We start from the raw sequence: 25,377 nt of genomic DNA on the forward strand, positions 1-25,377 counted from the left end.
TCCTTCGGGAATGCGGTGAGGTCGGTACGCGCGGGCCGCCTGGCAAGAGGCGGTCCGCGCCTTGCGTTGGTGTCAGGCCGCCTTGGCCTTGCTGGGGGTGGCCGGGCCGGCCGGCGGGGGAGCGGTCACCGGGCCCGCCGGCGGCCGGGGGCCGGTCGCCAGGGCGATCACGGGCGCCAGCTCGGCCGGGTACTCCTTGGTGGTGCCCAGCCAGGCGTCGATGTCGCGCAGGTCGTAGCGGGCGTGCCGGCCGACCCACGTGATCGGCAGGGTCCGGGCGGCGGTGGCCTCCTCGACCCAGCTCACGCGGACGCCGAGGAACCGGGCCAGGCCGTGCTTGTCGAGCAGCGGGTCCATCAGGCAGCCTCCCGCCCGAGTAGCTTCTCGACGGCCACCCCGAGGGTGGTGGCGATCCGGATGACCGCGTCGAGGCTGGGGTCCTGGCGGCCGGTGCGCCAGCGCCACAGGGTGGTCCGGTCGATGTCCACCAGGCGACCGCGCGAGGTCTCGTCCGTTGCGCCGCGCCGGGCGCATTCGACGTCGAAGACCTCGAAGTTGATGCGCAAGGGTGTTGCGTCCTTGGTCTCTCCTGTTGCGTTCACGCCACAGACGTTACGCCTGGCTGGGCGTGTTGCGCCACCGCCACAGCTTCATACGTTCGGCTGATTCTGTTCATGCGTCCGCACTACCTAGTGTTGCGACCATGCAACGTAAGCGGAGCATGGGAAACCGCGCCGACGAGCGCCAGTCCCGACGCGAGAAATGGGAGATGCGCGACCGCAACAGGCAAGGGCCGCAGCCCACTCGACCAGGGGGTAAGCGGAAATCCCTGCCCTACCGTGTGCGTGTGCGCAACACTCAGGCGGGTCAGGGCGCGGCTGGACAGAACACCTGGGCGGCCTACGCCAAGCAGGCGCGCGAGGCGGCCACGCCGCCGATCTCGCAATCCGAGCTGGCGCGGCGACTCGGCACCGACCGCACCACCGTGTGGCGGTGGGAGAAGGCCAAGCAGAAGCCGGAGAGCGCCGACATCGTCGTGCGCTTCGCCGACCTGGTCGGGGTGCCCCGCGATGAGGCGCTCGCCGCCGCCGGCCTCCACCCAGACATCGCCCCGCCGCCGGCGCCCACGCTCGACGACGAGGTCGAGCTGATCCTGTCGGCCGACATCGACGAGGACACCCGCCGCGCCGCCCTGGAGCAGCTCCACCGGATGCGGCTGCGGGACAAGGAACGGCGCATGGAGGACATCAGGTTCTTCCTGCGAGGTCGCCGCTGATGTGGATCGAGAAGAACGGGCCGACCTACCGCATCCGCGACCTGGTCGGCGGCAAGAAGGTGACCATCCGCGCCGGCTTCCCCACGAAGACGGCGGCGAGGAAGGCCATGACCCAGGCCGAAGCGGACGCCCTCCGGGGTGAGGCGCTCGTGCCGCGCGGCGGCCGGATCAGCCTGGGGGACTGGCTGGACAAGTGGTGGCCCTCGTACGCGGCCAGCCTGAAGCCGTCCAGCCGGATCAGCGCCGAGGGCATCATCCGCCGCTACATCCGACCCACCCTCGGGCACCTCGCCCTGGAGGACATCGCCCCGTCGACGGTGCAGCAGTGGGTGGCGCTGCTGCTCGCCGGCTGGGACGGTCAGCGGGCGCTGTCGGTGAAGACCGTCTACAACGCCCACGGCCTGCTCCACAAGGTGATGGGTGCGGCGGTGTTCGACCGGCTCATCCGCGCCAACCCCTGCGAGCGGACCGGCCTGCCCGAGCGGGTCCACCACGAGATGCGGTTCCTGACCGAGCCGGAAGCCGGCCGGCTGTTGGCCGCGATACCGGAGCACTGGCGGCCGATGGTGGCCACCCTGCTCGGCACCGGGCTGCGCTGGTCGGAGGCGGCCGGCCTACGCGTCGGCGCGGTCGACCTGCTCGGCGGGACGCTGCGCGTGGTCGAGACGATGCAGGAGTTGGCAGACACCGCCGAGCTGGTGTTCGTGCAGCCGAAGAGCCGGCTGTCCCGGCGGACGGTGCCGCTGCCGGCGTACGTCATCGACGCCCTGGTGCCGCTCGTCTCCGGCCGGGCCCGCGACGCTCTGGTGTTCCGGGCGGTGCAGGGCGGCCCGGTGCGCTACAGGGTGTTCCACCCGACGTGGGCGCGGGCGGTGAAGGAGGCCGGGCTGGACGGGCTGCGCATCCACGACCTGCGGCACACGCACGCCGCGTGGCTGATCTCCGCCGGGGTGCCGCTGACCGCGATCCAGCGGCGGCTCGGCCACGCCTCGATCGCGGTCACCAGCGACCGGTACGGGCACCTGATGCCCGAGGTCGACGAGGGGATCCTGCGTACCCTGAACAGCGCGCTGCCGCAGGTCGAGGTAGGGGAATCCGGTAGGGGAGAGGTAGGGGAATCCGGCTCGGATCAGCCCGGATCGAACCGGATCAGCTCCGACGTACCCGCACGTCGGGCGGGGTGACGGCCCCCTGACCTGGGGCTCCGATCGGGTTCAAATCCCCTCAGCTCCACCCAGTTCAAAGGCCGTTTCCGCCCGCCGGAGACGGCCTTCCTCGATCTTCACAGTAGGTCCAACAACATCGACGAGGGGGACCACGAGTTAGTCCGGCAGCGGCGTGGGGTGAATCGTGAAGTAGATGAGCCCCTGCTCCTGGTGAACCGTGCAGCCCAGCTCGTAAGGGTCGGTAGGGCCGATGCGGAAGACGAGAGTGACCCGGTCCCGTACGAATCTCTGTCTCTTGATGGGCTCGCCAAAGATGGTGGTGATCTGTTGCTGGTCCAGCCCTGCCCGCAAGGGGAGCCGGAGCGTGTCGATCATGTTCTGGAGCGTTGGCTCCGGCAGAGCGACGAGGTCGATCGCTACCGAGCGTGTTACCTCGGGATCTGACTTGAGGCAAAGCCACTGCGTGAAGCCTGACGCCTCGCCGACCCAGCAGCGGTCCAGGTACTCCCAGCCGCGAAGCTGCTCAAGGTCCTCGGCCGCTACGAAGTGGGCGAGGCGAAGCCGGCCAAAGGCGTCATGCGAGATCCCCAACGACTCCACCCCGGCTCCCCTTGATCGAACGGAACCCGCGACAGTACAGCACCTCAGAGGAAGTGTTTGCCCAGGCGCTTGAGGGCGTTTGGGTGGCTGCCGAGGTGGCCTCGCTGTAAAAGTTCACGGTCACGGCGATCTGGCTGTGCCGGAGGATCCGCATGGTCACCCGAGGGCAGACGTAGATGGCCGCCAGCAGGAAGGGAAGGTGTGCCGGCCCGGCTCATGGGGGCCATCGCAGGCCTTGGTACACCGCGCGTTGCCTACAAGACTAGGCGGCACCCAGGCCCGAGGACGCGGACTCATTCGATGCCGCAGGCGCAAAGCCGTGCCGGTTGCCTGGGGTCAAGGGGCGTCGCTCATAGCCGGCTGCTGCGATAGAAGTTCGGAGGGGCGTTCGACCAGCGCAGATGCCCTCTGGTCGCAACGGGGTGTGAGACTGCCTGGATGACCGAACGCCTTGCGCCTGTCCTGTGGACCACGGACGCGAACGCCGCTGCGGATTGGTTCGCCCGCCTCAGTTTCGTGAAGCAGTGGGAGCACCGTTTTGCCCCTGACTTGCCGCTCTACGTGAGCATCGCCCGCGGCGACGTTGAGATCCATCTGTCTGAGCACACTGGGGATGCCCGGCCCGGGACCCTGTTGTACCTGTACGTCGACGACCTCGATGCCGCGGCGGCGGCCTGCGGCGTGGGTGCCGTCGAGCAGAAGAACTGGGGACGCGAGTTTGAGGTGGTAGACCTTGACGGCAACCGGCTTCGCATCGGGGCGCTCCACCGATGAGCGCCGGAGCTGGCGTAGGCCAGGAACAGGCGCCAAGACCCATCGGGCAGAGGTCTGGCACAGCTGACAGCGAGAGCGGTGCGAAGAAGCGAAGAAGGGCTACCGATCGACGCCCGACGTCAGAGAACTGCGCGGACGGCGCCGGACAGAGCGTCCAGAAGCTACAAGCGGGCCGGGGTGCCTGCCAGGGCGTCGGGCTCTCCCGGCGTGTGAGGGGTAACAGGGCGGCCTGTGGATCGGTAGCGTTGGGTGTGGTTGCGGCCGTTTGGTCGGTGGTGCGTCCCGCGCTACGCGAGGAGGTTCCGGGTGGATTCCTTGCCGGAGTTGACGTTCGGGCAGCGGTTGAAGGTCTACCGGGAGCGGTCCGGGAAGACTCGGGCGGTGCTCGGTGGGTTGGTGGGTCGTAGCGCCGAGTGGGTCAAGGCGGTGGAGACCGACCGGCTCCTGCCGCCGCGCATTCACATGCTGGATCGGATCGCACGTGCCCTCAAGATCGATGTTTCGGTCCTGGCCGTGGAACTGGGTGACCGGTCTACCGCAGTCAACGGGCCGGAGCATCCGGCACTGGTGTCGGTCCGGGATGCCGTGAACCGTGTCGCGTTCTCCGGTGACACGCCGGCGGAGTCGTTGTCCAGTCTGAGGGAGCGGCTTGCGGTGGCGTGGCGGGCACGTCATCAGGCGTCTGATCACCGTACGGTGCTGGGCGGATTGTTGCCGGGGTTGCTGCGGGACGGGCAGCGCGCCGTGTTGGCGTACGAGAGTGACGAACGCCGGCAGGCACAAGCCCTGTGGGCGGAGGTACTCGGACTGGCGCAGATGTTCCTTGCCTACCAGCCTGCTGCCGAGTTGCTCTGGCGGGTGACGGACCGGGCGATGGCGGCGGCTCAGGAGTCCGGTGATCCGGAGGCGATCGCCCGTGCGGGCTGGTTCCTGTGCCAGGTGCATCGGGACGCCGGGGACTGGGACACCGCGATGGCGGTGACGCTCGACCTGCTGTCGGCGTTGGAGACGCACGCGGTCGACGGGAGCACGAACCTGCTGGCGCTGTGGGGTGCGCTGAACGTCGAGGCCGCGTACACGGCCGCTCGTGCCGGTGAGGAAGGGCGGGCCTGGCGGTACTGGGATCGTGCGGACCGGGTGGCGCAGCGCCTGCCGGCGGGCTTCTACCAGCCGCAGACGTCGTTCTCCCGGATCATCATGGGCGCTCATGCGGTGACGGTGGCGGTGGAGTTGCAGAAGTCGGGCGAGGCGGTGCGGCAGGCCCGTCGGCATGACGCGGCAGCGATCCCCTCGAGGCCGCGTCGGGCACGTCATCTCATCGAGGTCGCGCGGGCGCATTACGGCAAGGACGACAGGGAAGCGGCCGTGGCGACGCTGCGGCAGGCGTACGAATCGTCCCCGGAGACCATCCGTTACAACGGGTACGCCCGTCAGATCACCCTGGACCTGCTTGAGGGGCCGCGTTCCACCCGAGACGACGCGCGTGACCTCGCGGCCAGGGTCGGACTCGTGTCCTGATTTCAGGGATAGGAACCGACGGGGCTCGGCACCTGTTCATCGGTGCGGGTCACTACCACCTGTTGGCAGCAGCCGACAGCCTGTCCCCGGATCCCCCGGCGGGGGTCAGGTTGGTTTGCGTGCTGCTTGTTCGACTTCCTGTAGGACCAGTCTGAGGGTCTGTGAGCGGCGGTCTGCTGGCAGCGTCGCCCAGGCCCGTCGGGCGTAGGCGAGTCCTCCGGATCGGTCTCCGGACTTGGTCATCATGAGGGCGCGGTGTAGCTCGATGTGGGTGGCGAAGCGGGTCAGTGACGCTGGTCGGAGCCGGTCGGCGTCGGTCTGGGCCTGTTCGCCTGGTGCGACCATGCCGAGTCGGGCGTAGAGCATCGACCGGAAGGTGGCCATTCGCCAGGCGGGTACGGCGGCGTCGGAGACCTCGCCGTCCGGGGAGGCGGCCCGGTCGAAGACCCGCCGGGCGTCCTCGTCGGCGGCGATGGCTCCGGCGATGTCGCCCCCTCCGGCGGCGACGTGGGCGCGGGCCATCAGTGCTTGGAGGCGGCCGAGCGACGGCCGGTCGGACAGGGCGATGGCTTCGTCGGCGTACCGCTTGGCGACGGGTAGGGCCGCGCCTTCGTAGGCCAGGGCGATGGCGGCCCGGCCACGTACCCAGACCCGGACGGCCAGGTCGTCGGAGCGGTCGGCGGCGATGCGGGCGGTGTCGTACCAGCCGATGGCCTCGGTGGGGTCCTTGGTGGTCTTGCCGTAGGTGGTGAGGGCGCGGGCGGCGGTGGCCCACATCGTCGGGGAGTCGAGTTGCTGTTGCAGGATGACGAGGTCACCGGCGAGGCGGGTCTGGAGCGAGTCGGCCCCGATCTCCATGTAGTCGCGGCCGTACCGGTCGACCCGGTCGCGCCAGCGGTCCTCGCTGTCCCGCTGTCCGCTCAGCGCGGCGGTGAAGCCGGATCGGATGAGTTCGTTGGCGGCGATCGGGCCGATGGTGGCGGCGGCGAGGAGGTCTCTGCGTCTCACGTCCGCGTCTCCCAACGCTCGCGCGTAGGCGAGCACGATGTCCGGTGTCGCGGTCCGGCGTCCCGCTTCGACGTTGCTCAGGTGCGAGGCCGAGTAGCAGGTGCGGGCCGCAATGGAGGCGAGCGTTACGCCTGCCTCGATACGAGCGTGCCTCAGTTCCGAGCCGAGGTCATCCATCGATCCCCTGGTGAAAGCTCGTGAAAGCATCGAGGTGCTTCCGAAAGTAGTCGTCCCGTCACAAGAGTAGAGCCCGGGTGCGGCCGGCGCGGCTGGTGCGGAGCGTGACTTCTGGTCGTGCCGTTGGCCGGGTGCGGCGGTGTCGGTCCTTCCATGAGCACGCCGCCGCGCCCCTACCAGCGGAGGGGTATCGATGGGTGACGGTGAGTCGGTCGTGAGCCGGGGCGAGCAGATCCAGGCGGCGGAGCGGGAGGCCGCGAGGCAGCGCATTCTGGCGTTGGCCGAGGCGGAGCGGATACCGGTCGAGGAGACGACGCGGGTGGTGCCGGCGTCGCGGAGGCGGCGTGGACAGCGGTGAGCTGTTGCCGGTGGGCCGTCGGGTGGCGTACTGGCGGGGGCGGCGGAGGTTGTCGCAGCAGGTGTTCGCCGACCGGTTGGGGAAGTCGAAGAGTTGGGTGGACAAGGTCGAGCGGGGTGTCCGGTCGCTGGACAGGGTGTCGACGCTGCACGACATCGCCGCTGTGCTGCGGATCGACGCGGCGGTGCTGCTGGGGCGGGAGGTTCAGCCCGCCGAGGTGACCGGGCGCGGCGAGGGTGTGGAGCGCATCCGGGTGGCGTTGTCCCGGTACGACATCCCCCTTGGCAGGCCGGCGGTGCGCCGGCCGGTCCTGCCGGCCGTTGAGCTGGCCCGACAGGTCGCACACGCCTGGACGACCTTCCAGCACGCCCGGTATCCACAGGTGACCGAGCTGCTGCCGGGTCTGCTGGCCGATGCCGGGCGTACCTTCGTCGGTGAGCCGGTGGCGGGTCGGGCGCCGCTGGTGGAGGCGTACCGGATCACGGCGTCGCTGTTGGTGAAGCTCGGTGATCCGAGTTTGGCGTGGTTGGCCGTGGACCGGGCGATGAACGTCGCTACCGGGGACCGGACCCTGGTGGCGGCTGCGGCGGTGCAGCTCGGTCAGGTGCTGCGCACTGGTGGGCAGAGCCGAGGGGCGACGTCGGCGATGCTCACGGCCGCGTACCGGATCGCCCCACCCGTGGTCGAGTTCGGTCTGCCTCCGGAGTTGTCCCTGTGCGGGACGCTGCTCGTCCAGGCGGCGTTGGCCGCCGCCAGCCACGGTGACGCGCGCACCACCGCTGATCTGCTCGACGAGGCCGCGACCCTGGCCGCCCGCGTCGACGACGGCCACGACCACCACCGCACCGGGTTCGGGCCCACCGCCGTCGACGTGGCCCGCGCCGCCGCAGCCGTCGAGCTGGGCGACGCCGCAGAGGCGGTGACCTGCCACGACACGGCGGTTCGGCGGGACGGCTGGCGGTGGCTGCCCGCCGAACACCGCGCCGCCCACCTGATCGACGTCGCCCGCGCCCACCTCCACGCCGACGATCCGGCCCGCGCGGGTCGGGTGCTGATCGAGGCCGACCGGATCGCGCCGGCCGAGATCCGGCACCGTCCGGCGGGCCGGGACGTCCTCGCCCGGGTCGCCCGCGACCCCACCGCCCCCACCCCGCTGATCCACCTCGCCGTCGCGCTCGGGGTGGGGTGAGGATGACCGCGCCGTTCCTCTCCCCGGCCCAGATCCGCAACCGGCTGATCCTCACCGCCCGCTGGGTGCTCCGCGACCACCACCCCGGAACCGACGGCCGCTGCCCGGCCTGCCGGACGGCCGACTGCCCGGTGGCCACCGCCGCCCGGGACATGCTCCGCGCAGCCACCGGCGTAGAGCTGTGGAGTACGGCAACCAAGCCGACCGCACCCGACCGGGACGACCCTCGACAGGCCGGATAACCTCGCCCGTCCTCGACCCACCCGCACCGGCGGGGCGGCCACGTCAGACGTCACGCGGCCCCGCCGGGATGCCCGGCAGCCGGACGGTGAACAGGGTGCCCTCGCCCAGGGTGCTCTGCACGTCGATGGTGCCGCCGTGCGCCCTGACCAGGTGCTGGGTGATCGCCAGCCCCAGGCCGCTGCCACCGGTCGCGCGGGTACGCGACCCGTCCGCCCGCCAGAACCGGTCGAAGATCTTCGGCAGGTGCTCGGCCGCGATGCCCACCCCGGTGTCCCGTACGGTGATCGTGGTGTCCCGCGCGGTGACGGTGACCGATCCGCCGGGCGGGGTGTACCGGACCGCGTTCGAGACCAGGTTGCCCACGATCTGCCGCAGCCGTACCGCGTCGGCCGGCAGCACGGGGTCGTCGTGGATCTGCATGGTCAGCGCGACGCCGGCCGTCTGCGCCGTGCCCCGGTGGCTGTCCACCACCTGCGTGAGCACGTCCCGCAGGTACGTCGGCTCGGGGTGGATCCGCAGCGTGCCCGCGTCCGCGGCGGCCAGGTCGGCGAGGTCGTCGATGATGTGCTGGAGCAGCACCGCCTCCTCGTGCAGCAGGCCGAGCAGGTGCGCGTCGGTCGGCGCGAGATCGTCCTGGGCCGCCTCCAGCCAACTGCGGATGTTGGTCAGTGGGGTACGCAGTTCGTGCGCGACGTCGCTGACCATGGCTCGTCGCTGTGCCTCGGCGCGGTCCCGACGGTGGATCGAGTCGTTCAGCGCCCGGGCCAGCCGTCCGATCTCGTCCGGCGCGGACACCGGGGCCGGTCGCTGCCGGTCGACGGCGTCGGTGAGCGCCCGCAACGGGCGGACCAGCCGGCGGCCGACCAGCACCGTGACGATGATGGTGGCGACCAGCACCGCGCCGGTCACCGTGACGATGCGGACGGTGTTCTCACCGGACAGGCTGAACTTGGTCTGGTCCGCGCCGCTGCCCGGCGCGGTGATGAACAGCAGCACGGCCGGGGCCACGTACGGCTGGAGCATGCTCCGCCGCGACTTCTCCACACACTCGCTGATCCGGGCCGCGTAGTCCGCGTCCACGTCGACCCGGAAGACCTCCTGCGGAGCGGGGCGGGCGCTGCGCTCGTCGACCCAGGTGTTGGTCAGGTACGCGCTGAAGTCGGGCAGGACCTCGATGCCCTCCTCCTCGGTGTCCAGGTCGAGGCAGCTCTCCGTCAGCCGGCCCAGCGACCGTAGCGCCTTCTCCTCGGCGCCACGGGCCGGCAGCGGCTTCGCACCGCATCCACCGGCCGCCCCGCGCGGATCCGGCGTGGTCAACACCACGACGAACCGTCCGTCGGGCTGCCATTCGATCCGCCCGTCCAGCCGGCTCCGCCGCAGGCACGTCAACTGTTCCTCGGCACTCGCGCGCAGCTCGTCGCGGACGCCGGACGCCACCCGGAACGGCCCGACCGCCCGGCGGTCGATCCGGTCGGTGCCGCCGGTGAGGCCGAGATCCAGGTTCAGCGGATCGACCACGGCGGCCGGACGGGCGGAGTGCAGCGAGGGACCGTCGAGCGTGTCGGCGACGACCGTCCGGTCGTCGGTCATCAGCGTGATCCGTCGGTCCAGCTTGGCCGCCTGCTGCTCGATGAGCGGCGACACGCCGGACCAGTCCGGGTGGGTGGCCGCGTACTCGATCAGGATCTCGTAGACCCTGGTGTTCTCGGCGAGCGAGCGGCCCTGTTCCTGACTGATCGCCCGGGTCGCGGTCCGGGTGGCGAGCCATGCGGTGGACGTGATCGCGGCGATCGCCACCAGCACCGAGGTGACCAGTAACCGGGTCACCAGACTGTGCCGGATCGGCACCCGCCGGGTGCTCACCGGGCTGTCGCCGGACCGCCGGCCAGCTTGTAGCCGACCCCGAAGACGGTCACCAACCAGGCCGGCCGCTGCGGATCGCGCTCCACCTTGCGGCGCAGGTTCATCACGTGGACGTCGATGGTCCGCTCGGTCGAGCTGCGGTCGACACCACGGGTGTGGTGCAGCAGTTGACCTCGGGTGAAGACCCGGTTCGGCTGCTTCACCATCGCCGCCAGGATGGCGAACTCGCCCCGGGTGCAGGCGACCGGGACGCCGTCCACGGTCACCTGGTGCGCGGACGGGTCGACCTCGATCGGCCCGACCCGCAGCAGCCCCGTCCCGGCGGACGGCGGCGTGCCGGGTCTCGCCCGCCGCAGCAGGGTACGGACCCGGGCCATCAGCTCCCGTGGGCTGTACGGCTTGGTCAGGTAGTCGTCGGCGCCCAGGTCCAGTCCGGTCAGCAGGTCGTCCTCGGCGGACCGGGCGGTCAGCATCAACACCAGCACGTCGGACTCCCCGCGCAGGGTCCGACACACCTGGAGGCCGTCCAGCTCCGGCATCATCACGTCCAGCACCAGCAGGTCGGGGCGGAGCCGGCGGGCCGTGTCCAGCGCCGCCCGGCCGTCGTGCACCACCACGGCCTCGTGGCCCTCGGCGGTCAGATAGCGGCGTACCACTTCGGCCTGGCGAGGATCGTCGTCGGCGACCAGCACCTGTGCGCACATGGCGGCGATGATAGGTCCGGCCCCCCGCCGGCAGGGCTTTGGCGGCGATACCTGACAGGTTCCTAACGACCGCTGGACACGCTCGTCGGCATGGATCCGAAGCATGACGCCCCGACCGAGTTCATTCCGCGGGTACCCGATCCGCCGGTACGGCGACGCGGTACGCGGTGGCTCGCCGTGGCGCTCGTGGTGGCGGTGCTGACGGTGGGCTCCGGGATCGTGGCGACCCGGCACTGGGCCGACGCCCGGCCGGTGGCGGGAGACCCGGAGGTCGTCGCGACCACGCCGATCGTGCGCCGCGACCTGTCGACCACCAGGACGCTGCCCGGCAGCATCGGGTACGGCCCGGCGCGCCCGCTGGCCGGGCACCTGGCGGCGACGGTGACCTGGTTGCCGCGAGCCGGCACCACCGTGAAACGGGGTGGGCAACTGTTCCGGGCCGACGACCGGCCGGTGGTGCTGTTCTACGGGAGCATCCCGATGTACCGGGACATCGCCGGGCCGAACCTGGTCGGCCGGGACGTCCGGGTGGTCGCGGACAATCTCCGCGCGCTTGGCTACCCGGTCGGCCGGCAGCCGTCGCCCGGCGAGCGGGTGACGCCGCGGTCGCCGGCCCGCAACTCCACCGACGGTGACGACCGCGCGACCGGCGCGGCAGGGGCCGCCGCGGCACCGCACCGGGTACGCAGCGGCGAGGGAGTCCTCACGCCGGCCCTGGTCGTGGCGATCAAACGCTGGCAGACCGATCTCGGTGTGCCGGCCACCGGCACGATCCCGGTGGGACACGTCGAGGTCGCAAGCGGGGCGGTCCGGGTGGACGCGGTGACCGGACAACCCGGTGACCCGGCGGAGACGCCGCTGATGTCGGTGACCTCGGTCCGCAAGGTGATCACGGTCGGTGCCGAACTCACCGACGCCGCCTCGATCAAGCGAGGGGACCGGGTCGAGGTCGGCCTGCCCGACGACCGGAAGGTCCCCGCCCGGGTCGTCTCCGTCGGCCGTGATCTCGTCGTGAGCGACAGCGGCATCGCGAGCGGCCCACCTCTGCTGACCGTGACGGTGGCCGTCGACAAGCCGCAGGCCATCGCCGATCTCGACTCCGGTGAGGTGCAGGTGCACGTCACCGGGCGTACCGCCGTCGACGTGCTGGTCGCACCGGTCGAGGCGCTGGTGGCGCTCCGCGAGGGCGGCTACGCGGTGCAGGCGCCCGGCGGGCTGGTCGCGGTCCGCACCGGGATGTTCGCCGACGGCTGGGTCGAGATCACCGGCGACGGGCTGACCGAGGGCACCGAGGTGGTGGTACCCGCGTGACCGGCCCCGTGCTCTCGGTGCGCCACGCCTCCATGGTCTACCCCGGCGGGGTCACCGCGCTGTCCGACGTGAGCCTGGACGTCGCCGCCGGGGAGCTGGTCGCCGTCGTCGGACCGTCCGGGTCGGGCAAGTCGACCCTGCTCAACATCATCGGCACGGTGGACCGTCCCACCTCCGGCACCGTCCACATCGCCGGCCAGGACGTCGCGACGCTCGGGGACCGGCGGCTGTCGGCGCTACGGGCCAGGGAGATCGGCTTCGTCTTCCAACAGTTCCACCTCGCCGACGGGCTCAGCGCCGTCGACAACGTCGCCACCGGTCTGCTCTACGCCGGGGTGCCGCGACGGCAGCGGCGCGACCACGCCCTGCGCGCCCTGGCCCGGGTCGGCCTCGGGCACCGCACCGGCCACCGCCCGGGGCAGTTGTCCGGTGGCGAGAAGCAGCGCGTCGCGATCGCCCGCGCCCTGGCCAACCGGCCGTCGCTGGTCCTGGCCGACGAACCCACCGGCGCGCTCGACACCGCCACCGGACAGTCCGTGCTGCGGCTGCTGCGCCGGCTCAACGAGGAAGGCACCACCATCGTGCTGATCACCCATGACCGCGGCATCGCCGCGGCACTGCCCCGGCAGATCGAGATCCGCGACGGGCGGCTGATCCGCGACGACACGCTGTCATCGGCCGTCCCGGCCCACGACGGGGCGTCGGGGCGGTGACCGCGCCGATCGACCGGGCCCCACGGCCGACCCGGCTGGCCGTACCGGACCTGCTCGCGCTCGGGCTGACCGGCCTGCGGGCCCGCCCGCTGCGGGCGGTGCTGTCGGCACTGGGCATCGCGATCGGCATCGCCACGATGATCGTGGTCACCGGTATCCCGGCCGCCGGCCAGGCCGCGCTGCTGACCGAGTTGACCGCGCTCGGCACGAACTCCCTCCAGGCGATGGCGGCACCGGACCGCGACCCACCGACCAGGCTGCCGGAGTCGGCGGTGGGGATGGTGCGGCGGATCGGCCCGGTCACGGCGGTCAGCGCGGTGGGCAACACCCGCACCGTGGTACGCCGCAACGACCACCTCGATCCCACGGACGGCTCCGGCCTCACCGTGCTCGCCAGCCACCTGGACCTGTTACCCACCATCAACGCGCGGATCCGCGTCGGTAGCTGGCTGAACCCGGCCACGGCGGACTTCCCCACCGTCGTCCTCGGTTCCGTGGCCGCCACCCGGCTCGGCATCGCCGACCTGCCCGCCGGACAGCCCGCACCCCAGGTGACGATCGCGGACCGCCGGTTCACCGTGATCGGCATCCTGGCCGAGACCCCGCTGTCCCCGGACATCGACCGGTCGGTGCTGGTCGGCTGGCCGGCCGCCCGCAGCGAGTTGCGGTTCGACGGCCATCCGACGGTGATCTACATCCGCTGCGAGGAGTCGCAACTGGAGGCGGTACGCGGTGTGCTGGCGGAGACGATCTTTCCGGAGCGCCCCGGCCAGGTGGTGGTGAGCCGTCCCTCCGACGCGTTGGCCGCGAAGCGGGCCACCGAGGGCAACTTCTCCGTACTCTTCCTGGCGCTGGCGGCGGTCGCCCTGCTCGTCGGTGGCATCGGGGTGGCCAACACGATGATCGTCTCGGTCCTGGAGCGGCGCGCCGAGATCGGCCTGCGGCGGGCGCTCGGGGCGACCCGTGGACAGATCCGGGGCCAGTTCCTGACCGAGTCGACGGTGCTGGCGGCACTCGGCGGTCTGGTCGGTACGGCGGTGGGACTGCTCGCCACCGTCGGGTACGCGGCCTGGCAGGGGTGGCCGCTGGTGCTGCCCGGCCAGGCGGCGGTCCTCGGGGTCGGCGGGGCCGTGCTGATCGGGGTGCTCGCCGGCGTCTATCCCTGCGTCCGCGCGGCCCGGCTGCCCCCGACCCAGGCCCTCGCCGCCGCCTGACCCCGCCGTCGGCGGAGTTCAGGACACGAAAGCGCGCGGCGGCCGGTCCTCCGGCCGCCGCGCCCCGATGTTTGGAAGGGCCCCTTCCTCTACCCCAGGCGTTAACAAGGGGCCCTTCCTTACCTTTCGCCGCGCTCGGCGGTCACCGTCATTTCGACGCGGCGGCCACCTTGCGCTCGCACTCGGGCGCGAGATCCAGGCCCATGCTGATCGAGCGGGAGTCGTTCCCGTCTCCGCCGAAGGCGATCGAGATGCCGTCCTCGGAGACCTCCACGTACCTGACGCCCCTGTCCTTCAGGCACTTCACCACGCCGAGCGCGAAGTCCCGGGCCTCCGGGTTGGCCGGGTCCTTCTCCCACGGCGGCAGCGGATAGAACCTCGGCTCACAGATCCGGTTCGCCGCCTCGAACGCCTCCGTCTCCTTGGCGTCGGCCGGCCCCCCTGGGCGCCCTGGACCGCCTCCGGCCAACTTCTCCGGGACACCCTGCTGCTTCAGGCACCTGCGGTACGGCCCGAGCAACGCCTCGTACTCCTCCGGCGTGGTGTCGAGCCGCTCGCGCGGACGCTCCTCCTTCGGCTGCGCCGAACCGGTCCGCTCCGGCTCGGGAGTGGCCAACGAGGCCACCTGTCCGGCGCCCTCGTCCGCCTTCTTCCCGTCATCCGTCGACCCACAGGCCGACAACGCGATCAGCATGACGGCGCCCATCCACAGCGTCCGGCTCCTGCGCATGACCACGCCCCTTCGTCCGATCGGTCCGGGACGGTCCCGGCCCGCTGCGGCCGGCTCTCGGCCCGGCCGCAGCCAGCCTCCCGAGCGGACGTGAGGAACATGTCAGGTCGGTGCCGTCAGTGTCCGCCGAGGCCGGGAAGCACGCCCGATTCGAGCACGATGAAGGCGCCGATGAGCATGAAGACGCCGGGCACGATCCAGTGCCCGAACCTCTGCACCACCCCGATGATCTTCTCGTGGGAGCCGAGCCAGGAGCCCGCCAGGCACCAGACCGCCACCCCGACGGCGAACACCGCGACCGTGACGAGGCTGTCGGCGAGGCCGATCGTGCGGAACATCGGCGTGTAGACGGAGATGTTGTCCGCCCCGTTGGCGATGGTCACCCCGCTCACCGAGACCAGCCCGGACGCCACGGCCACCGTGGGCAGCTCGTCCTCGCCGCGCGCCCGGATCGCGGCGACCAGGCCCCGCACGCCGAGGGCGAACGGGACCAGGCCGAGCAGCCCCACCCACCGGTCCGGCACCAGGGTCAGACCGAGGGCCGCCACCGCGGACACGGCGACCAGCAGGCCGATGCCGGCGTACTGACCGGTCCAGATCTGCCACGGTCGGGGTCTGCCGGACGCCCTCGCGGACAGGAACAGGACGGTCAGCACGATGATGTCGTCGACGTTCGTGCCAGCGAACACCACGACCGCCGACCCGACCGTCCCGAACAGCTCTCCCACAGGCCAGCACTGTACGGACACCCGCACGACCACGGTTGCCGGCACGAGATCGTCTGCCTCGCCGGCACGCTGGTCGTGACGAGCCTCGACCTGGTCGCCACCTGGTCGCCCGCCGACTGCCGTGAGCGCGAGCCGAGCCGGTAAGGCCGTTCCGCCGCCGTACCGGCCCCGCTGGACCCGCCCAGGGGCGTGTCATCGGTGATGCTGTGCGGATGGGTCTTCCTGTCATCGCCGCCGGACGTCGGCACTCGGTGGGGCTGCGTGTCGACGGCACCGTGGTCGCGGCCGGCGCGGGGACGTCCGGGGAGTGTCGGGTCGGGGACTGGGTCCACGTGGTCGCCGTGGCGGCGGGCAGCGTGCATACGGCGTCGAATACCGGGCGGTCCCACAGCGTCGGCCTGCGCGCGGACGGGACCGTGGTGGCGACCGGCTGGAACGGTGACGGGCAGTGTGACGTCGCGTCCTGGCGCGACGTGACCCTTGTCGCGGCGGGCTGGCGGCGCACCCTGGGGCTCGTCGGTGACGGCACCGTGCTGGCTGCGGGACGGCGTCGCGAGGGAGTAGCCGACGTCAGCCGGTGGCGGGAGGTCGTCGGCCTGGCCTGTGGCGACTGGCATTCGGTGGGCCTCCGCGCCGACGGGACCACCGTCGCGGTGGGCAACGGTCGCCGTGGGCAGTGCGCGGTCGACACGTGGCGGGACATCGCCGCCGTCGCTGCCGGGTACCTCCACACGGTCGGTCTCACCGACGACGGGCGCGTCCTCGCGGTCGGGGACCGATCGACGGGCGCCTGTGACGTCGGTGCCTGGCGGGACGTCGTGGCCGTGGCGGCGGGGAGCTACCACACCGTCGGCGTCACCGCGGCTGGCCGGGTCGTCGCCGTGGGCAGCAACGGTCTCGGCCAGTGCGACGTCGCCGACTGGCGCGGGATCGTCGCGGTGGCGGCAGGCTCCACCCACACGCTCGGACTGCGCGTGGACGGAACCGTTGCCGCCACCGGCGACAACGCACACGGCCAGTGCGAGGTGACTGGCTGGGACGCGATCCAGTCACCCGGCCACAGATCGTGAAAACGGCGGTGGGGGCCGCGACACGGGAGCCGACACATTGTCCCGCCCGGCGGTCGTGCGCGGGCTGGTTGATGACGGCAGATTTCCGTGTCGACGACAGGCGCTAGGCCACGTTGAGCAAGAACTTCTCGTGGCCCCCGCCGTTGGCGTTGAACTGGCAGTTGACGATCCCGCTGCCGCTGCCGGCGAAGGCCGTCACCCCGTGCGCGACCAGGCGCAGGTACACGTTCGGGAAGGTCGCCAACTCGAAGGAGAACGATCCGTCCGCCTGGGCGCGGAGCTTGTACTTCTCGTAGGGCCCCGCGCCGTACTGGCAGTTGACCGTCCCGCCGCCGGGCCCGGTGACGGTCACCCCGGTACCGTCCGCGCGCAGGTACACGTTCGGAAAGGTCGCCGACTCGAAGGAGAACAGCCCTTCCGGCTGGGCGCGGAGCAGGTACTTCTCGTGGGTTCCGACGCCGTACTGACAGTTGACCGTTCCGCTGCCGGAGTCGGTGGAGGTCGTCACCCCGAAGCCGTCCAGGCGGAGGTAAACGTTCGGAAAAGCCGTCGACAGGATGGTGATCGGAGTGTCCCCGAGTGCCGCGAAATCCGCCGTCGACAACGGCATGGTGCACCTCTTTCTCCTCTGTGGAATCACCACGATATCCGGATCGCCGTCGATAGATAAGTTCCGGTGCTTGGCGCGTGCCGGGGGTAAGGACAATAGCGGGCGGAAGCAGCGGAACCGGAACTGTCGCGGTGCCGGGATTCCCATGCGCGGCAGGGGGGCCGGAGTCGCCGGAACCCGTTGGGTGGGCCCGGATCAGGCAGAATCGCCGAGTCGTTAGTCAGGTGGCCTCACGACGCCGGGAATGAAGGAAAATGATTCATCCCGTGGCGCGCCGAGAATCGTATGGATGACTGCATTGTTGACACCGGAGGGCACTGGTGGGAAAGGGGACGTGTCGTGGCGCGGGTCAGATGGTGATGACGACCTTCGCGCGGGCGTGTTCGCCTTCGAGGTACCGCAGGGCCCGGGGCACCTCGTGGAGCGGGTAGGTCCGGTCGATGACCGGGGTGAGGCGGCCGGCCTCGGCGTGCGCGCGCAGCGTGTCGAGGTGCTGCCGGCTGGGCGTCGTGGCGAGGGCGACGATGCGTTGCCGGACGAGGGGCGCCAGCAGTTGCCCGCGCGCGAGGAGCCAGACCGGCCCGAGGAGGCTGCCGCCCCCGTACACGCCGCCGCCGGAGAGCACCAGCGTCCCGGTCGGGGTCAGCGCCCGCCGCAGCGCGGTGAGTGAGCGGTTGCCGACCAGGTCGAACACGAGGTCGTGGCGGCGGGCGTCGCGGGTGAAGTCCTCGCGGGTGTAGTCGACGACGTGGTCGGCGCCGAGGGAGCGGACCAGGTCGACGTTGCGGGTGCTGCACACCCCGGTCACGGTGGCCCCGAGCGCGGTGGCCAACTGGACGGCCAGGGTGCCGACGCCGCCGGACGCGCCGTTGACGAGGACGCGCTGGCCGGCCTGGACCTGCCCGACGTCGGCCAGCCCCATGAGCGCGGTGACGCCGGCCAGCGGCAGGGCGGCGGCCTGCTGTGGCGTCAGGTTCGCCGGCTTCGGCGCGACCAGGGTCGCGGGGACGCAGACGTACTCGGCGAACGCGCCGTTGGCGTCGCCGAGGTCGCCGAAGACGGCGTCGCCGGGGCGTACCTCCCGGACGTGGGCGCCGACCGCCTCGACCCGGCCGGCGAAGTCGCGGCCCCGGATGCGCGCCCGGGGCCGCGACCGGCCGAAGGACAACCGCGACATCCGGGGGTCGCCACGCACGATGTGCCAGTCGTACGCGTTGAGCGCGGCGGCCTCGACCCGGACGAGCACCTCGTCGGGGGCCGGCACCGGGGTGTCGACCTCCGCGAGCGTGAGCGCCTCGGGCGGGCCGTACCGGTCCTGGACGATCGCCTTCATCTCCGCCTCCATCCGCTGAGGTGTACGGCGTACACCTGATAGAAGGGAACGATAGGTGTACGCCGTATACCTGTCAAGGCGGTTAGGGTGACAACCGCCCCCGGGAAGACGAGGACGAGATGGCTGAGCAGGCTGGGACGCTGCGCCGGACGCCGCTGAGCAGGGACCGGATCCTGCGCGCCGCCGTCGCGCTCGCCGACGAGGCCGGCATCGAGTCGCTCAGCATGCGCAACCTCGCCCAGGAGCTGGGCGTCGTGCCGATGGCCCTCTACAAGCACGTGGCCAACAAGGACGAGCTGCTCGACGGCATGATCGACGTCATCGTCGGCGAGATCGAGCCGCTGGTACCGGACGCCGACTGGCAGCGCGCGCTCCGGCGGCGCATCCTCTCGGCGCGGCAGGTGCTGCGCCGGCACCTCTGGGCGCCGCTGGCGATCGAGTCGCGGAACATGGCCACGCCGGCCGTCCTGGCCTACCTCGACTCGATGGTCGGGACGTTGCGGGCCGGCGGGCTCTCCGCCGACCTCGCCCACCACGTGATGCACGCGCTGGGCAGCCGGATCCTGGGCTTCAGCCAGGAGCTGTTCGACGCCTCCCGGCAGGCCGGCCGCTCGGGCGCGACCGAGCCGGAGCCGGCGGCGGGCCTGCCGCCGGAGGCGGCGGCCCGGTTCCCGCACCTCGCGGAGATCGCCACGGCGGCGTCCCACGACGACGGGTCGGTGGTGGGGCAGGGCTGCGACGACCAGTTCGAGTTCGAGTTCGCGCTGGACCTGCTGCTCGACGGGATCGAACGGCTGCGACAGCAGGGCTGGCGGTCGGCGCACCGACCCGGCTGAGCCGGCCGGGCGCGCCACGCGACTTTTCCCGCTGTGCGGCCCGGCGGCGTGGCGTCGGCGGGGAATTTGTCCGGGCCGGGACGGGCTTCATCCGGGCTGATCGGCCCCGGGCGATCCGGCGTGATTCGCCCGTGGAGGGTTTTCTTCAGTGCTTTTCCGAACGATTTCGGAATGCGGCCCAGGTGGTGCCCGGTGCGGGTCTGTCCAACAGGGATTCGACCGGGGTGACCGTGACCGGAAAGGCGGCGGAGAAAGGGCACGATCCGAGAAGTCTGGCGCGTGGCGTGGTGTGACGCTCATGCCTCTCATACCGATTGAAGGGCGGAGATCGTGAGTAACGACGCAATCCTGGTCCTGTTCCCCGTCGCGGTGGGCATCGTCATGCTCGGTCTCGGCCTGACCCTGACCCTCGAAGACTTCCGCCGGGTGGTGAAGTACCCCAAGGCGATGGTGGTCTGCCTGGTCAGCCAGATGCTGATCCTGCCGGCGATCTGTCTGGGCCTGGTGGTGGGGCTCAACCTGCGGCCCGAGTTGGCGGTCGGGATGATGCTGCTGGCCGCCTCGCCCGGCGGCAGCACCGCCAGCCTCTACAGTCACCTGTTCAAGGGGGACCTGGCGCTCAACATCTCGCTGACCGCGGTCAACTCGGTGCTGGCGATGTTCACCCTGCCGGTGATCGTGAACCTGTCGGTGGCCGGCTTCCTGGGCTCGGACAGCTCGCTCGGTCTCCAGTTCGACAAGGTGATCCAGGTCTTCGCCATGGTCCTGGTCCCGATCGCCATCGGCATGGCCGTCCGGGCCCGGTTCACCGCCACCGCCATCCGCCTGGAGCGGGCGGTGAAGGTGCTGTCGGTGGTCGTCCTGATCATGATGATCTCCAGCGTCATCGCCGGCCTCGGCGGCGAGGTCTTCGACATCCTCGGCGAGATCATCCTCGCGGTCGTGGCGTTCAACCTGATCAGCATGGCGATCGGCTACTACGGGCCGCGCGTGCTGCGGATCGGCGAGCGGGAGTCGATCGCCTCGGCGTTCGAGATCGGCCTGCACAACGCCAGCCTGGCCATCACGATCGGGATGAGCCCGACCCTGCTCAACAACACCACGATGGCGATGCCCTCGGTGACCTACGGCTTCGTCATGTTCTTCACGGCCGCCCTCTTCGGCTTCGTCGTGTCCCGCCGGGTACCGGCCACGACCGCCACCCCCCACCGGACGCCGACCTCCTCCGGGGTCTGACCCGCACGCCCCACCCGCGCCCGCCCGCGAGCCCGCGTCGACGCCGCAACCCCGGCACCGACGCGGGCTCGCGGCCTGTCCCGGCCCGAGGGTGGCACCCACCGGGGTACGGGGGACACCACCGACCGGGAGCCGGACCGGGACGAGCCGCCCGGCGGGGGGCACCGGGCGGCTCGTCGGTCGGGGCGGTCAGATGTAGAGGGTGTTCGGGCCCAGGCCGCAGACGATCCGGCCGTACAGCTCGGTGTTGGTGTCGGGGTTGATCAGGCCGTGCAGGCTCATCGCGTTGACGTCCCGGGCGATCCGCTGGATCGGCTCGTCCCGGTAGATCGAGCTGCCACCGCTGGCCGAGGCGAAGATGTCCACCGCCTCCTTGGCCAGCCGGGTCGCCCAGCCGTGGTCGGCCCGGACCCGGGCCCGCTCCTCCAGCGTCCACTCCGCGCTGCTGGCAGCCTTGGCGTCGACCAGGTCGGCGGCGTGGTACGCGTGGAACTCGGCCTGCTCGATCTTCATCAGGGCGGTACCGACCTGGTGGTGGGTGATCGGCGCCTCGCTCTGGTTCTCGTACTCGGTGTAGGTGATCTTCCGGCCGGGGAGCCGGCCGAGGAACTCGTCGCGGGCCGCCTTCGCGACGCCCACCGCCGCGCCCACCCCGGAGGCCGCCGCGTTCAGCGAGGCCGGGGTCCGCCAGAGCGGGGAGGCGGCGTTGGCCTCCGACAGGCCCTGCGGGATCATCGCCGCGCTCATCGGGATGATGTGGCTGGACGGGACGAAGACGTCCCGGGCGAGGGTGGTCACGCTGCCGGTGGCGGTCAGCCCGGTGGTGTACCAGTCGTCCACGATCTCCATGCTGCTCATCGGCACCAGCGCCATGATCGGCTCCGGCTCGGCGTCCGGGCGCAGCAGGATCGCCGCGACCTCCTGCCACTGGGCGTGGTGGGCGCCGCTGATGAACCGCCAGCTCCCGTTGACGACGATGCCGCCCTCGGCGGGCACCGCCGTGCCGCTGGGGCTGTTGGTGCCGCACACCCGGGCGTCGGGGGTGGCGAAGACCTCGTCCTGGGCCGCGTCGGGGAAGAGCCCGGCGAGCCAGGTGGGGATCCACAGCACCGAGGTCGTCCAGGCGGTGCTGCCGTCGCCCCGGCCCAGCTCGGTGGCGATCGCCACGAGGGTACGGGTGTCCACCTCGTAGCCGCCGTACCGGCGCGGGGTACGGAGCCTGAACAGGCCCGCCTCCTCGATGGCGGCCACCGTCTCGTCGTGCAGGCGGCGGTTCTCCTCCTGCCAGGCGGCGTGCTTGCGGATCAGCGGGACCAGTCCCGCGGCCCGCTGGACGAGTTCCTCGCGGGTGGGTACGTCGGTGATCGTGGACACGTGTCCTCCTCAACGGACGACCGGATCGACACGGGAGCGGTGCCGACCAGGTCGGGGGCCAGGGGTGCGGTGGGCCGGAACGGTGTCGGCCGCGACGGTGCCGCCGGGTGGCGGGGGCGGCCGGGATGGTGCTGGTCGGGCGCCATCGAGGCTGTCACAGCCCGCCCGCCCGCTGCCTCTTCCGGATTGCTCCGTGCTGCCCGGGGCAGCGTGGAGGCTGCTTCGTGCCGACCGGGGCAGCGTGGAGGCTGCTTCGTGCCGACCGGGGCAGCGTGGAGGCTGCTCCGTGCCGGCCGGGTCACGGAGGGTCCACACGAGGGCACGGTCGGAGAAGTCAGCCCCCCGCCGTCGATGTCAGGGTCGCAGTGTCACCGGGCCGCCGAGTGGGCCCGGCGGCCGTCCCTGAGGAGGAACCGATGAGCTTTCCGCGGATCGTCTCGCGCGAGGAGTGGACCGTCGAGCGGGAGAAGCTGCTCGAGCAGGAGAAGGCGGTGACCCGGGCACGGGACGGGCTCAGCGCCGCCCGCCGGGCCATGCCGGTGGTGCCCGTCGAGAAGACGTACACCTTCACCTCGCCGGCCGGCGAGGTGACGCTGCTGGACCTGTTCCAGGGGCGTCGCCAGCTGATCGTCCGGCACTTCATGTTCGACCCGAAGTGGGAGGAGGGCTGCGTCGGCTGCTCGATGCAGGCCGACAACGTGGGGGACCTGTCCCACATGCACGCCCGGGACACGTCCTTCGTGATGATCGCCCGTGCCCCGCTGGAGAAGATCGAGGCGTTCAAGACCCGGATGGGCTGGGCCCACATCCCGTGGGTGTCGTCCTTCGGCAGCGACTTCAACTACGACTTCAACGTGTCGATGGAGAAGGGCGAGCTGCCCGCGGTCAGCTCCTTCATCCGCGAGGACGACAAGATCTTCCACGCCAGCTCCGTCTTCGACCGGGGCGGCGAGGTCTTCATCAACACCTACAACTACCTGGACGTGACGCCCCTGGGGCGGCAGGAGGAGGAGCTGGCCCACCCGTGGGACTGGTGGCGGCACCACGACAAGTACGACTCCGCCGAGGCCGCCAACCCGGGTGAGAACTGGTGGACCGGCGTCGACAAGTTCAAGACCCGGCAGGTACGCCACGACGGCCCGGCCACCGCGCAGCAGGCGGAGGCCGGCGCGCAGTAGCCGTGGTGGGGCATTGCCGTGCCCCACCACCTGGCGGCGGCTGGTTCCCGGCCGGGCGGCTCCCGCCCGGTACCGGACGACCAGCCGCCGCCGACGTCTGCGCGGCCGACCCCCGCCACCGGCCCGGCCTGCGCGGGCGGTGCGGGGGAACTGGCGGGTCGCTCAGCGGATGGCGACGCTGCTGCGTCGGGGGGCGGGCGACCGCGCCGGGGCGGCCTGGCGGGGGAGCCCGCCGAGCATCCGCAGGGCCGCCGCCGAGGGGGAATTGGGCTCGACGGTGAACGTGACGAGCATCAGGTCCGGGGTCTCCTCCAGCCGGAGGGTGTGCTGGTTGACCGTCAGCGGACCGACCACCGGGTGGACCATGTCGTAGGTCATGGTCTCGCAGGTGCTGACCGGGTGCTCGGCCCACATCGCGGCGAACTCGGGGCTGCCGGCGCGCAACTCCGCCACCAGCCCGGTGACCCGCTGGTCGTCGCGGTACCGGCCGGCCGCCAGGCGCAGGTACGCCACGACGGAGCGGGCCTTGCCCGGCCAGTCGGCGTAGAGCGCGCGGGTGAGCGGGTCGAGGAAGACCGCCCGGCTCATGTTGGGCACCTCGTCCAGGTGCCAGGCGAGCAGCGCGTGGCCCAGCGGGTTCCAGGCGTAGACCTCCGTCGCCGCGCCGAGCACCATGGCGGGCACGTCGGGCATCATCGCGAGCATCTGGTGCAGGCCGGGCGGGGCGGTGGTGGCCCGCTCGGCGGGCTCGGTCGCGGCGCGGCCCGGCCGGGCCAGCGCGAACAGGTGGGCCCGCTCGCCGGGGTCGAGGTGCAGGGCCCGGGCCACGGCGTCGAGCACCTCGTCGGAGACGTTGGGGGCCTGTCCCTGCTCCAGCCGGGTGTAGTAGGAGACGCTGACCCCCGCGAGCTGGGCGAGCTCCTCCCGGCGCAGCCCGGTGACCCGTCGTCGTTCGCCGTAGCGGACCAGCCCGGCGTCCTGCGGGCGGATGACACCGCGCCGCGATCGGAGGAACTCGCCCAGCGGATTCATGCGTTTCAGTATGCCTGACACTGGCAGTGGTACCTATCGAGGGAGTACCAACGGATTCCGCGGTGCGGGGCCTGTTTCCGGCGGCGGCCGGCCGGCGGGGTGCTCCGCCTGCCGACCGGCCGGGCCGTGCGTGTCCGGTGTCCCGGCGCTGCTCAGGCCGTGTCGGCGAGGAAGCGCAGGATGTGGGCGTTGGTGATCTCCGGCTGCTCGGTGAGCGGGGTGTGCCGGGAGTCGGGGACCAGGGCGCCGGCCGAGCCCTTCGGCAGGGCCTCGACGATCCCGGCGAGGGTCTCCTCGGTCATCCCGAAGGAGACGTCCTCGGCGCCGAAGATGTTCAGCGTCGGCTGGCTCGGCAGGGCCCCCCACAGCGCGCCCTGCTCGGCCGCCCACTGCGGGCTGCCGAAGGTCGCGGCGGGAAAGTTGGTGCGGTACATGCCCAGCGCGGCGCGCAGGTTCTCCGGGGTGCCCAGGGAGGCGCGGATCGCTGCCATGTCCTCGGTGAGGTCGTAACCCTCCCGGCTGTACTTGCGGATCATGAACTCCAGGAAGGCGAAGTCGTCGGCGGCGACCAGCTCGTCGGCGGCGGCCATCTGGAAGAACCAGAAGTGGGTCTGCACGTCGATGCCCCGGGGGTTGAGCACCAGCGGGCCGAAGAACTGGAACGGCGGCACGTCGCAGGCGACCAGCCGGGACCAGCGCTGCGGCGCCTGCACCACCGCGCCCCAGGCGGTCGCCGCCCCGAAGTCGTGCCCGACCAGCACCGCCCGCTCGTCCCCGCCGAGCACCTCGTGCAGCGCGTTGACGTCACCGATCAGGTCGGCGAGGTGCTCGCGGCCGGGCGGCGGCACCGAACTGGGGGCGAAGCCCCGGGTCCACGGGGCCACGGCGCGGTAGCCGGCCTCGGCCAGCGCCGGCATCAGGTACCGGTAGGTGCCGGGGGTGAACGGGAAGCCGTGGACCAGCAGGGCCAGCGGCCCCTCGCCCACCTCCCGGTATGCGATGTCGACGCCGTTGACGGCGACCTGTCCCTGACGCATGGCGTGCCTCCTCGACGGGCATGGATTGAGCCAAGCGTGTCGGAGCGGTGGCCACCGCGCTTCTCCCTGCGTGCCGCCCTTAGCACAGGCTGACCTGCG

27 protein-coding genes are annotated in these 25,377 nt (G+C 71.6%); 14 read left to right on the plus strand and 13 right to left on the minus strand.

All coding sequences use genetic code 11. The features are described from left to right. Positions 1-72: 72 nt before the first annotated feature. Entirely contained in the window at positions 73-357 is a 285-nt protein-coding gene (locus AWW66_RS03525; protein WP_067359847.1) for a MerR family transcriptional regulator, read from the minus strand. After that, positions 357-602 (minus strand): helix-turn-helix transcriptional regulator, encoded by a 246-nt coding sequence (locus AWW66_RS03530; protein WP_157527124.1) that lies wholly within the window; start codon positions 600-602, stop codon positions 357-359. The genes AWW66_RS03525 and AWW66_RS03530 overlap by 1 nt, the downstream gene beginning before the upstream one ends. 245 nt (positions 603-847) lie before the next feature. Between AWW66_RS03530 and AWW66_RS03535 the strand changes: the two genes are divergently transcribed. Together AWW66_RS03535 and AWW66_RS03540 are read left to right on the plus strand one after the other, a co-directional pair. After that, complete coding sequence (locus AWW66_RS03535) at positions 848-1,276, plus strand: helix-turn-helix domain-containing protein (protein WP_067359849.1); 429 nt, start codon at positions 848-850, stop codon at positions 1,274-1,276. Further along, entirely contained in the window at positions 1,276-2,460 is a 1,185-nt protein-coding gene (locus AWW66_RS03540; RefSeq protein ID WP_067359850.1) for a tyrosine-type recombinase/integrase, read from the plus strand. The genes AWW66_RS03535 and AWW66_RS03540 overlap by 1 nt, the downstream gene beginning before the upstream one ends. Positions 2,461-2,598: 138 nt before the next feature. Here AWW66_RS03540 and AWW66_RS03545 read toward each other — a convergent pair whose 3' ends face one another. Continuing rightward, entirely contained in the window at positions 2,599-3,042 is a 444-nt protein-coding gene (locus AWW66_RS03545) for a hypothetical protein (RefSeq protein WP_067359851.1), read from the minus strand. Positions 3,043-3,480: 438 nt separating this feature from the next. Here AWW66_RS03545 and AWW66_RS03550 point away from each other — a divergent pair, with 438 nt between their 5' ends. Further along, positions 3,481-3,816: a glyoxalase superfamily protein gene (locus AWW66_RS03550; protein ID WP_067359852.1), complete on the plus strand. Its 336-nt coding sequence runs from the start codon at positions 3,481-3,483 to the stop codon at positions 3,814-3,816. A gap of 306 nt (positions 3,817-4,122) precedes the next feature. Beyond that, a complete protein-coding gene (locus AWW66_RS03555; protein WP_067359853.1) occupies positions 4,123-5,334 on the plus strand; it encodes a helix-turn-helix domain-containing protein in 1,212 nt (403 codons plus the stop codon). A gap of 105 nt (positions 5,335-5,439) precedes the next feature. On the opposite strand, the gene AWW66_RS03560 is transcribed toward AWW66_RS03555, so the two are convergent. Next, entirely contained in the window at positions 5,440-6,519 is a 1,080-nt protein-coding gene (locus AWW66_RS03560) for a helix-turn-helix domain-containing protein (RefSeq protein WP_067359854.1), read from the minus strand. A gap of 193 nt (positions 6,520-6,712) precedes the next feature. On the opposite strand from AWW66_RS03560, the gene AWW66_RS34215 reads away from it, so the two are divergent. Genes AWW66_RS34215 through AWW66_RS03570 form a run of 3 tightly spaced genes read left to right on the plus strand, consistent with a single transcriptional unit; the run spans position 6,713 to position 8,308 of the window. Continuing rightward, a complete protein-coding gene (locus tag AWW66_RS34215; protein ID WP_169807052.1) occupies positions 6,713-6,877 on the plus strand; it encodes a hypothetical protein in 165 nt (54 codons plus the stop codon). After that, the gene (locus tag AWW66_RS03565) at positions 6,864-8,066 is read left to right on the plus strand and encodes a helix-turn-helix domain-containing protein (RefSeq protein WP_067359855.1); all 1,203 of its coding nucleotides are present in this window, start codon (positions 6,864-6,866) and stop codon (positions 8,064-8,066) included. The genes AWW66_RS34215 and AWW66_RS03565 overlap by 14 nt, the downstream gene beginning before the upstream one ends. 2 nt (positions 8,067-8,068) lie before the next feature. After that, positions 8,069-8,308: a hypothetical protein gene (locus AWW66_RS03570; protein WP_067359856.1), complete on the plus strand. Its 240-nt coding sequence runs from the start codon at positions 8,069-8,071 to the stop codon at positions 8,306-8,308. Between the two features lie 43 nt (positions 8,309-8,351). Here the strand turns inward: AWW66_RS03570 and AWW66_RS03575 are convergent, their stop codons facing one another. Together AWW66_RS03575 and AWW66_RS03580 are read right to left on the minus strand one after the other, a co-directional pair. Further along, positions 8,352-10,172, minus strand: coding sequence for a sensor histidine kinase (locus AWW66_RS03575; protein ID WP_067359857.1), 1,821 nt, complete (start codon positions 10,170-10,172; stop codon positions 8,352-8,354). Next, complete coding sequence (locus AWW66_RS03580) at positions 10,169-10,876, minus strand: response regulator transcription factor (protein ID WP_067359858.1); 708 nt, start codon at positions 10,874-10,876, stop codon at positions 10,169-10,171. The genes AWW66_RS03575 and AWW66_RS03580 overlap by 4 nt, the downstream gene beginning before the upstream one ends. Positions 10,877-10,966: 90 nt before the next feature. Here AWW66_RS03580 and AWW66_RS03585 point away from each other — a divergent pair, with 90 nt between their 5' ends. Genes AWW66_RS03585 through AWW66_RS03595 form a run of 3 tightly spaced genes read left to right on the plus strand, consistent with a single transcriptional unit; the run spans position 10,967 to position 14,114 of the window. Beyond that, a complete protein-coding gene (locus tag AWW66_RS03585) occupies positions 10,967-12,187 on the plus strand; it encodes an efflux RND transporter periplasmic adaptor subunit (RefSeq protein WP_083978184.1) in 1,221 nt (406 codons plus the stop codon). Beyond that, the gene (locus AWW66_RS03590; protein WP_396890411.1) at positions 12,184-12,900 is read left to right on the plus strand and encodes an ABC transporter ATP-binding protein; all 717 of its coding nucleotides are present in this window, start codon (positions 12,184-12,186) and stop codon (positions 12,898-12,900) included. The genes AWW66_RS03585 and AWW66_RS03590 overlap by 4 nt, the downstream gene beginning before the upstream one ends. After that, a complete protein-coding gene (locus tag AWW66_RS03595) occupies positions 12,897-14,114 on the plus strand; it encodes an ABC transporter permease (protein WP_211271825.1) in 1,218 nt (405 codons plus the stop codon). Before AWW66_RS03590 ends, AWW66_RS03595 begins: the two co-directional genes overlap by 4 nt. 148 nt (positions 14,115-14,262) lie before the next feature. Here the strand turns inward: AWW66_RS03595 and AWW66_RS03600 are convergent, their stop codons facing one another. Both AWW66_RS03600 and AWW66_RS03605 read right to left on the minus strand, forming a co-directional pair. After that, positions 14,263-14,844 (minus strand): hypothetical protein, encoded by a 582-nt coding sequence (locus AWW66_RS03600; RefSeq protein ID WP_067359902.1) that lies wholly within the window; start codon positions 14,842-14,844, stop codon positions 14,263-14,265. Between the two features lie 116 nt (positions 14,845-14,960). Then, the gene (locus AWW66_RS03605; protein ID WP_157527126.1) at positions 14,961-15,572 is read right to left on the minus strand and encodes a cadmium resistance transporter; all 612 of its coding nucleotides are present in this window, start codon (positions 15,570-15,572) and stop codon (positions 14,961-14,963) included. A gap of 212 nt (positions 15,573-15,784) precedes the next feature. On the opposite strand from AWW66_RS03605, the gene AWW66_RS03610 reads away from it, so the two are divergent. Then, positions 15,785-16,642 (plus strand): RCC1 domain-containing protein, encoded by an 858-nt coding sequence (locus tag AWW66_RS03610; protein WP_067359906.1) that lies wholly within the window; start codon positions 15,785-15,787, stop codon positions 16,640-16,642. Between the two features lie 103 nt (positions 16,643-16,745). On the opposite strand, the gene AWW66_RS03615 is transcribed toward AWW66_RS03610, so the two are convergent. Further along, the gene (locus AWW66_RS03615; RefSeq protein WP_067359860.1) at positions 16,746-17,252 is read right to left on the minus strand and encodes a hypothetical protein; all 507 of its coding nucleotides are present in this window, start codon (positions 17,250-17,252) and stop codon (positions 16,746-16,748) included. 349 nt (positions 17,253-17,601) lie between these two features. Then, entirely contained in the window at positions 17,602-18,585 is a 984-nt protein-coding gene (locus AWW66_RS03620; RefSeq protein WP_067359908.1) for an NAD(P)-dependent alcohol dehydrogenase, read from the minus strand. Positions 18,586-18,704: 119 nt separating this feature from the next. On the opposite strand from AWW66_RS03620, the gene AWW66_RS03625 reads away from it, so the two are divergent. Next, positions 18,705-19,421 (plus strand): TetR/AcrR family transcriptional regulator, encoded by a 717-nt coding sequence (locus AWW66_RS03625; protein ID WP_067359861.1) that lies wholly within the window; start codon positions 18,705-18,707, stop codon positions 19,419-19,421. A gap of 330 nt (positions 19,422-19,751) precedes the next feature. After that, entirely contained in the window at positions 19,752-20,657 is a 906-nt protein-coding gene (locus AWW66_RS03630) for a bile acid:sodium symporter family protein (protein ID WP_083978187.1), read from the plus strand. Positions 20,658-20,846: 189 nt separating this feature from the next. On the opposite strand, the gene AWW66_RS03635 is transcribed toward AWW66_RS03630, so the two are convergent. Further along, positions 20,847-22,031, minus strand: coding sequence for an acyl-CoA dehydrogenase family protein (locus AWW66_RS03635; RefSeq protein WP_067359862.1), 1,185 nt, complete (start codon positions 22,029-22,031; stop codon positions 20,847-20,849). A gap of 416 nt (positions 22,032-22,447) precedes the next feature. Between AWW66_RS03635 and AWW66_RS03640 the strand changes: the two genes are divergently transcribed. Next, positions 22,448-23,209, plus strand: a complete 762-nt coding sequence (locus AWW66_RS03640) for a DUF899 domain-containing protein (RefSeq protein ID WP_067359863.1) — start codon at positions 22,448-22,450, stop codon at positions 23,207-23,209. Between the two features lie 162 nt (positions 23,210-23,371). Here the strand turns inward: AWW66_RS03640 and AWW66_RS03645 are convergent, their stop codons facing one another. Beyond that, the gene (locus AWW66_RS03645) at positions 23,372-24,241 is read right to left on the minus strand and encodes a helix-turn-helix transcriptional regulator (protein ID WP_067359864.1); all 870 of its coding nucleotides are present in this window, start codon (positions 24,239-24,241) and stop codon (positions 23,372-23,374) included. A 152-nt stretch (positions 24,242-24,393) separates the two neighbouring features. Continuing rightward, the gene (locus AWW66_RS03650; protein ID WP_067359865.1) at positions 24,394-25,278 is read right to left on the minus strand and encodes an alpha/beta fold hydrolase; all 885 of its coding nucleotides are present in this window, start codon (positions 25,276-25,278) and stop codon (positions 24,394-24,396) included. Positions 25,279-25,377 lie beyond the last annotated feature (99 nt).

The sequence above is a fragment of the Micromonospora rosaria genome (genome assembly GCF_001567585.1).
Taxonomy (GTDB): domain Bacteria; phylum Actinomycetota; class Actinomycetes; order Mycobacteriales; family Micromonosporaceae; genus Micromonospora; species Micromonospora rosaria.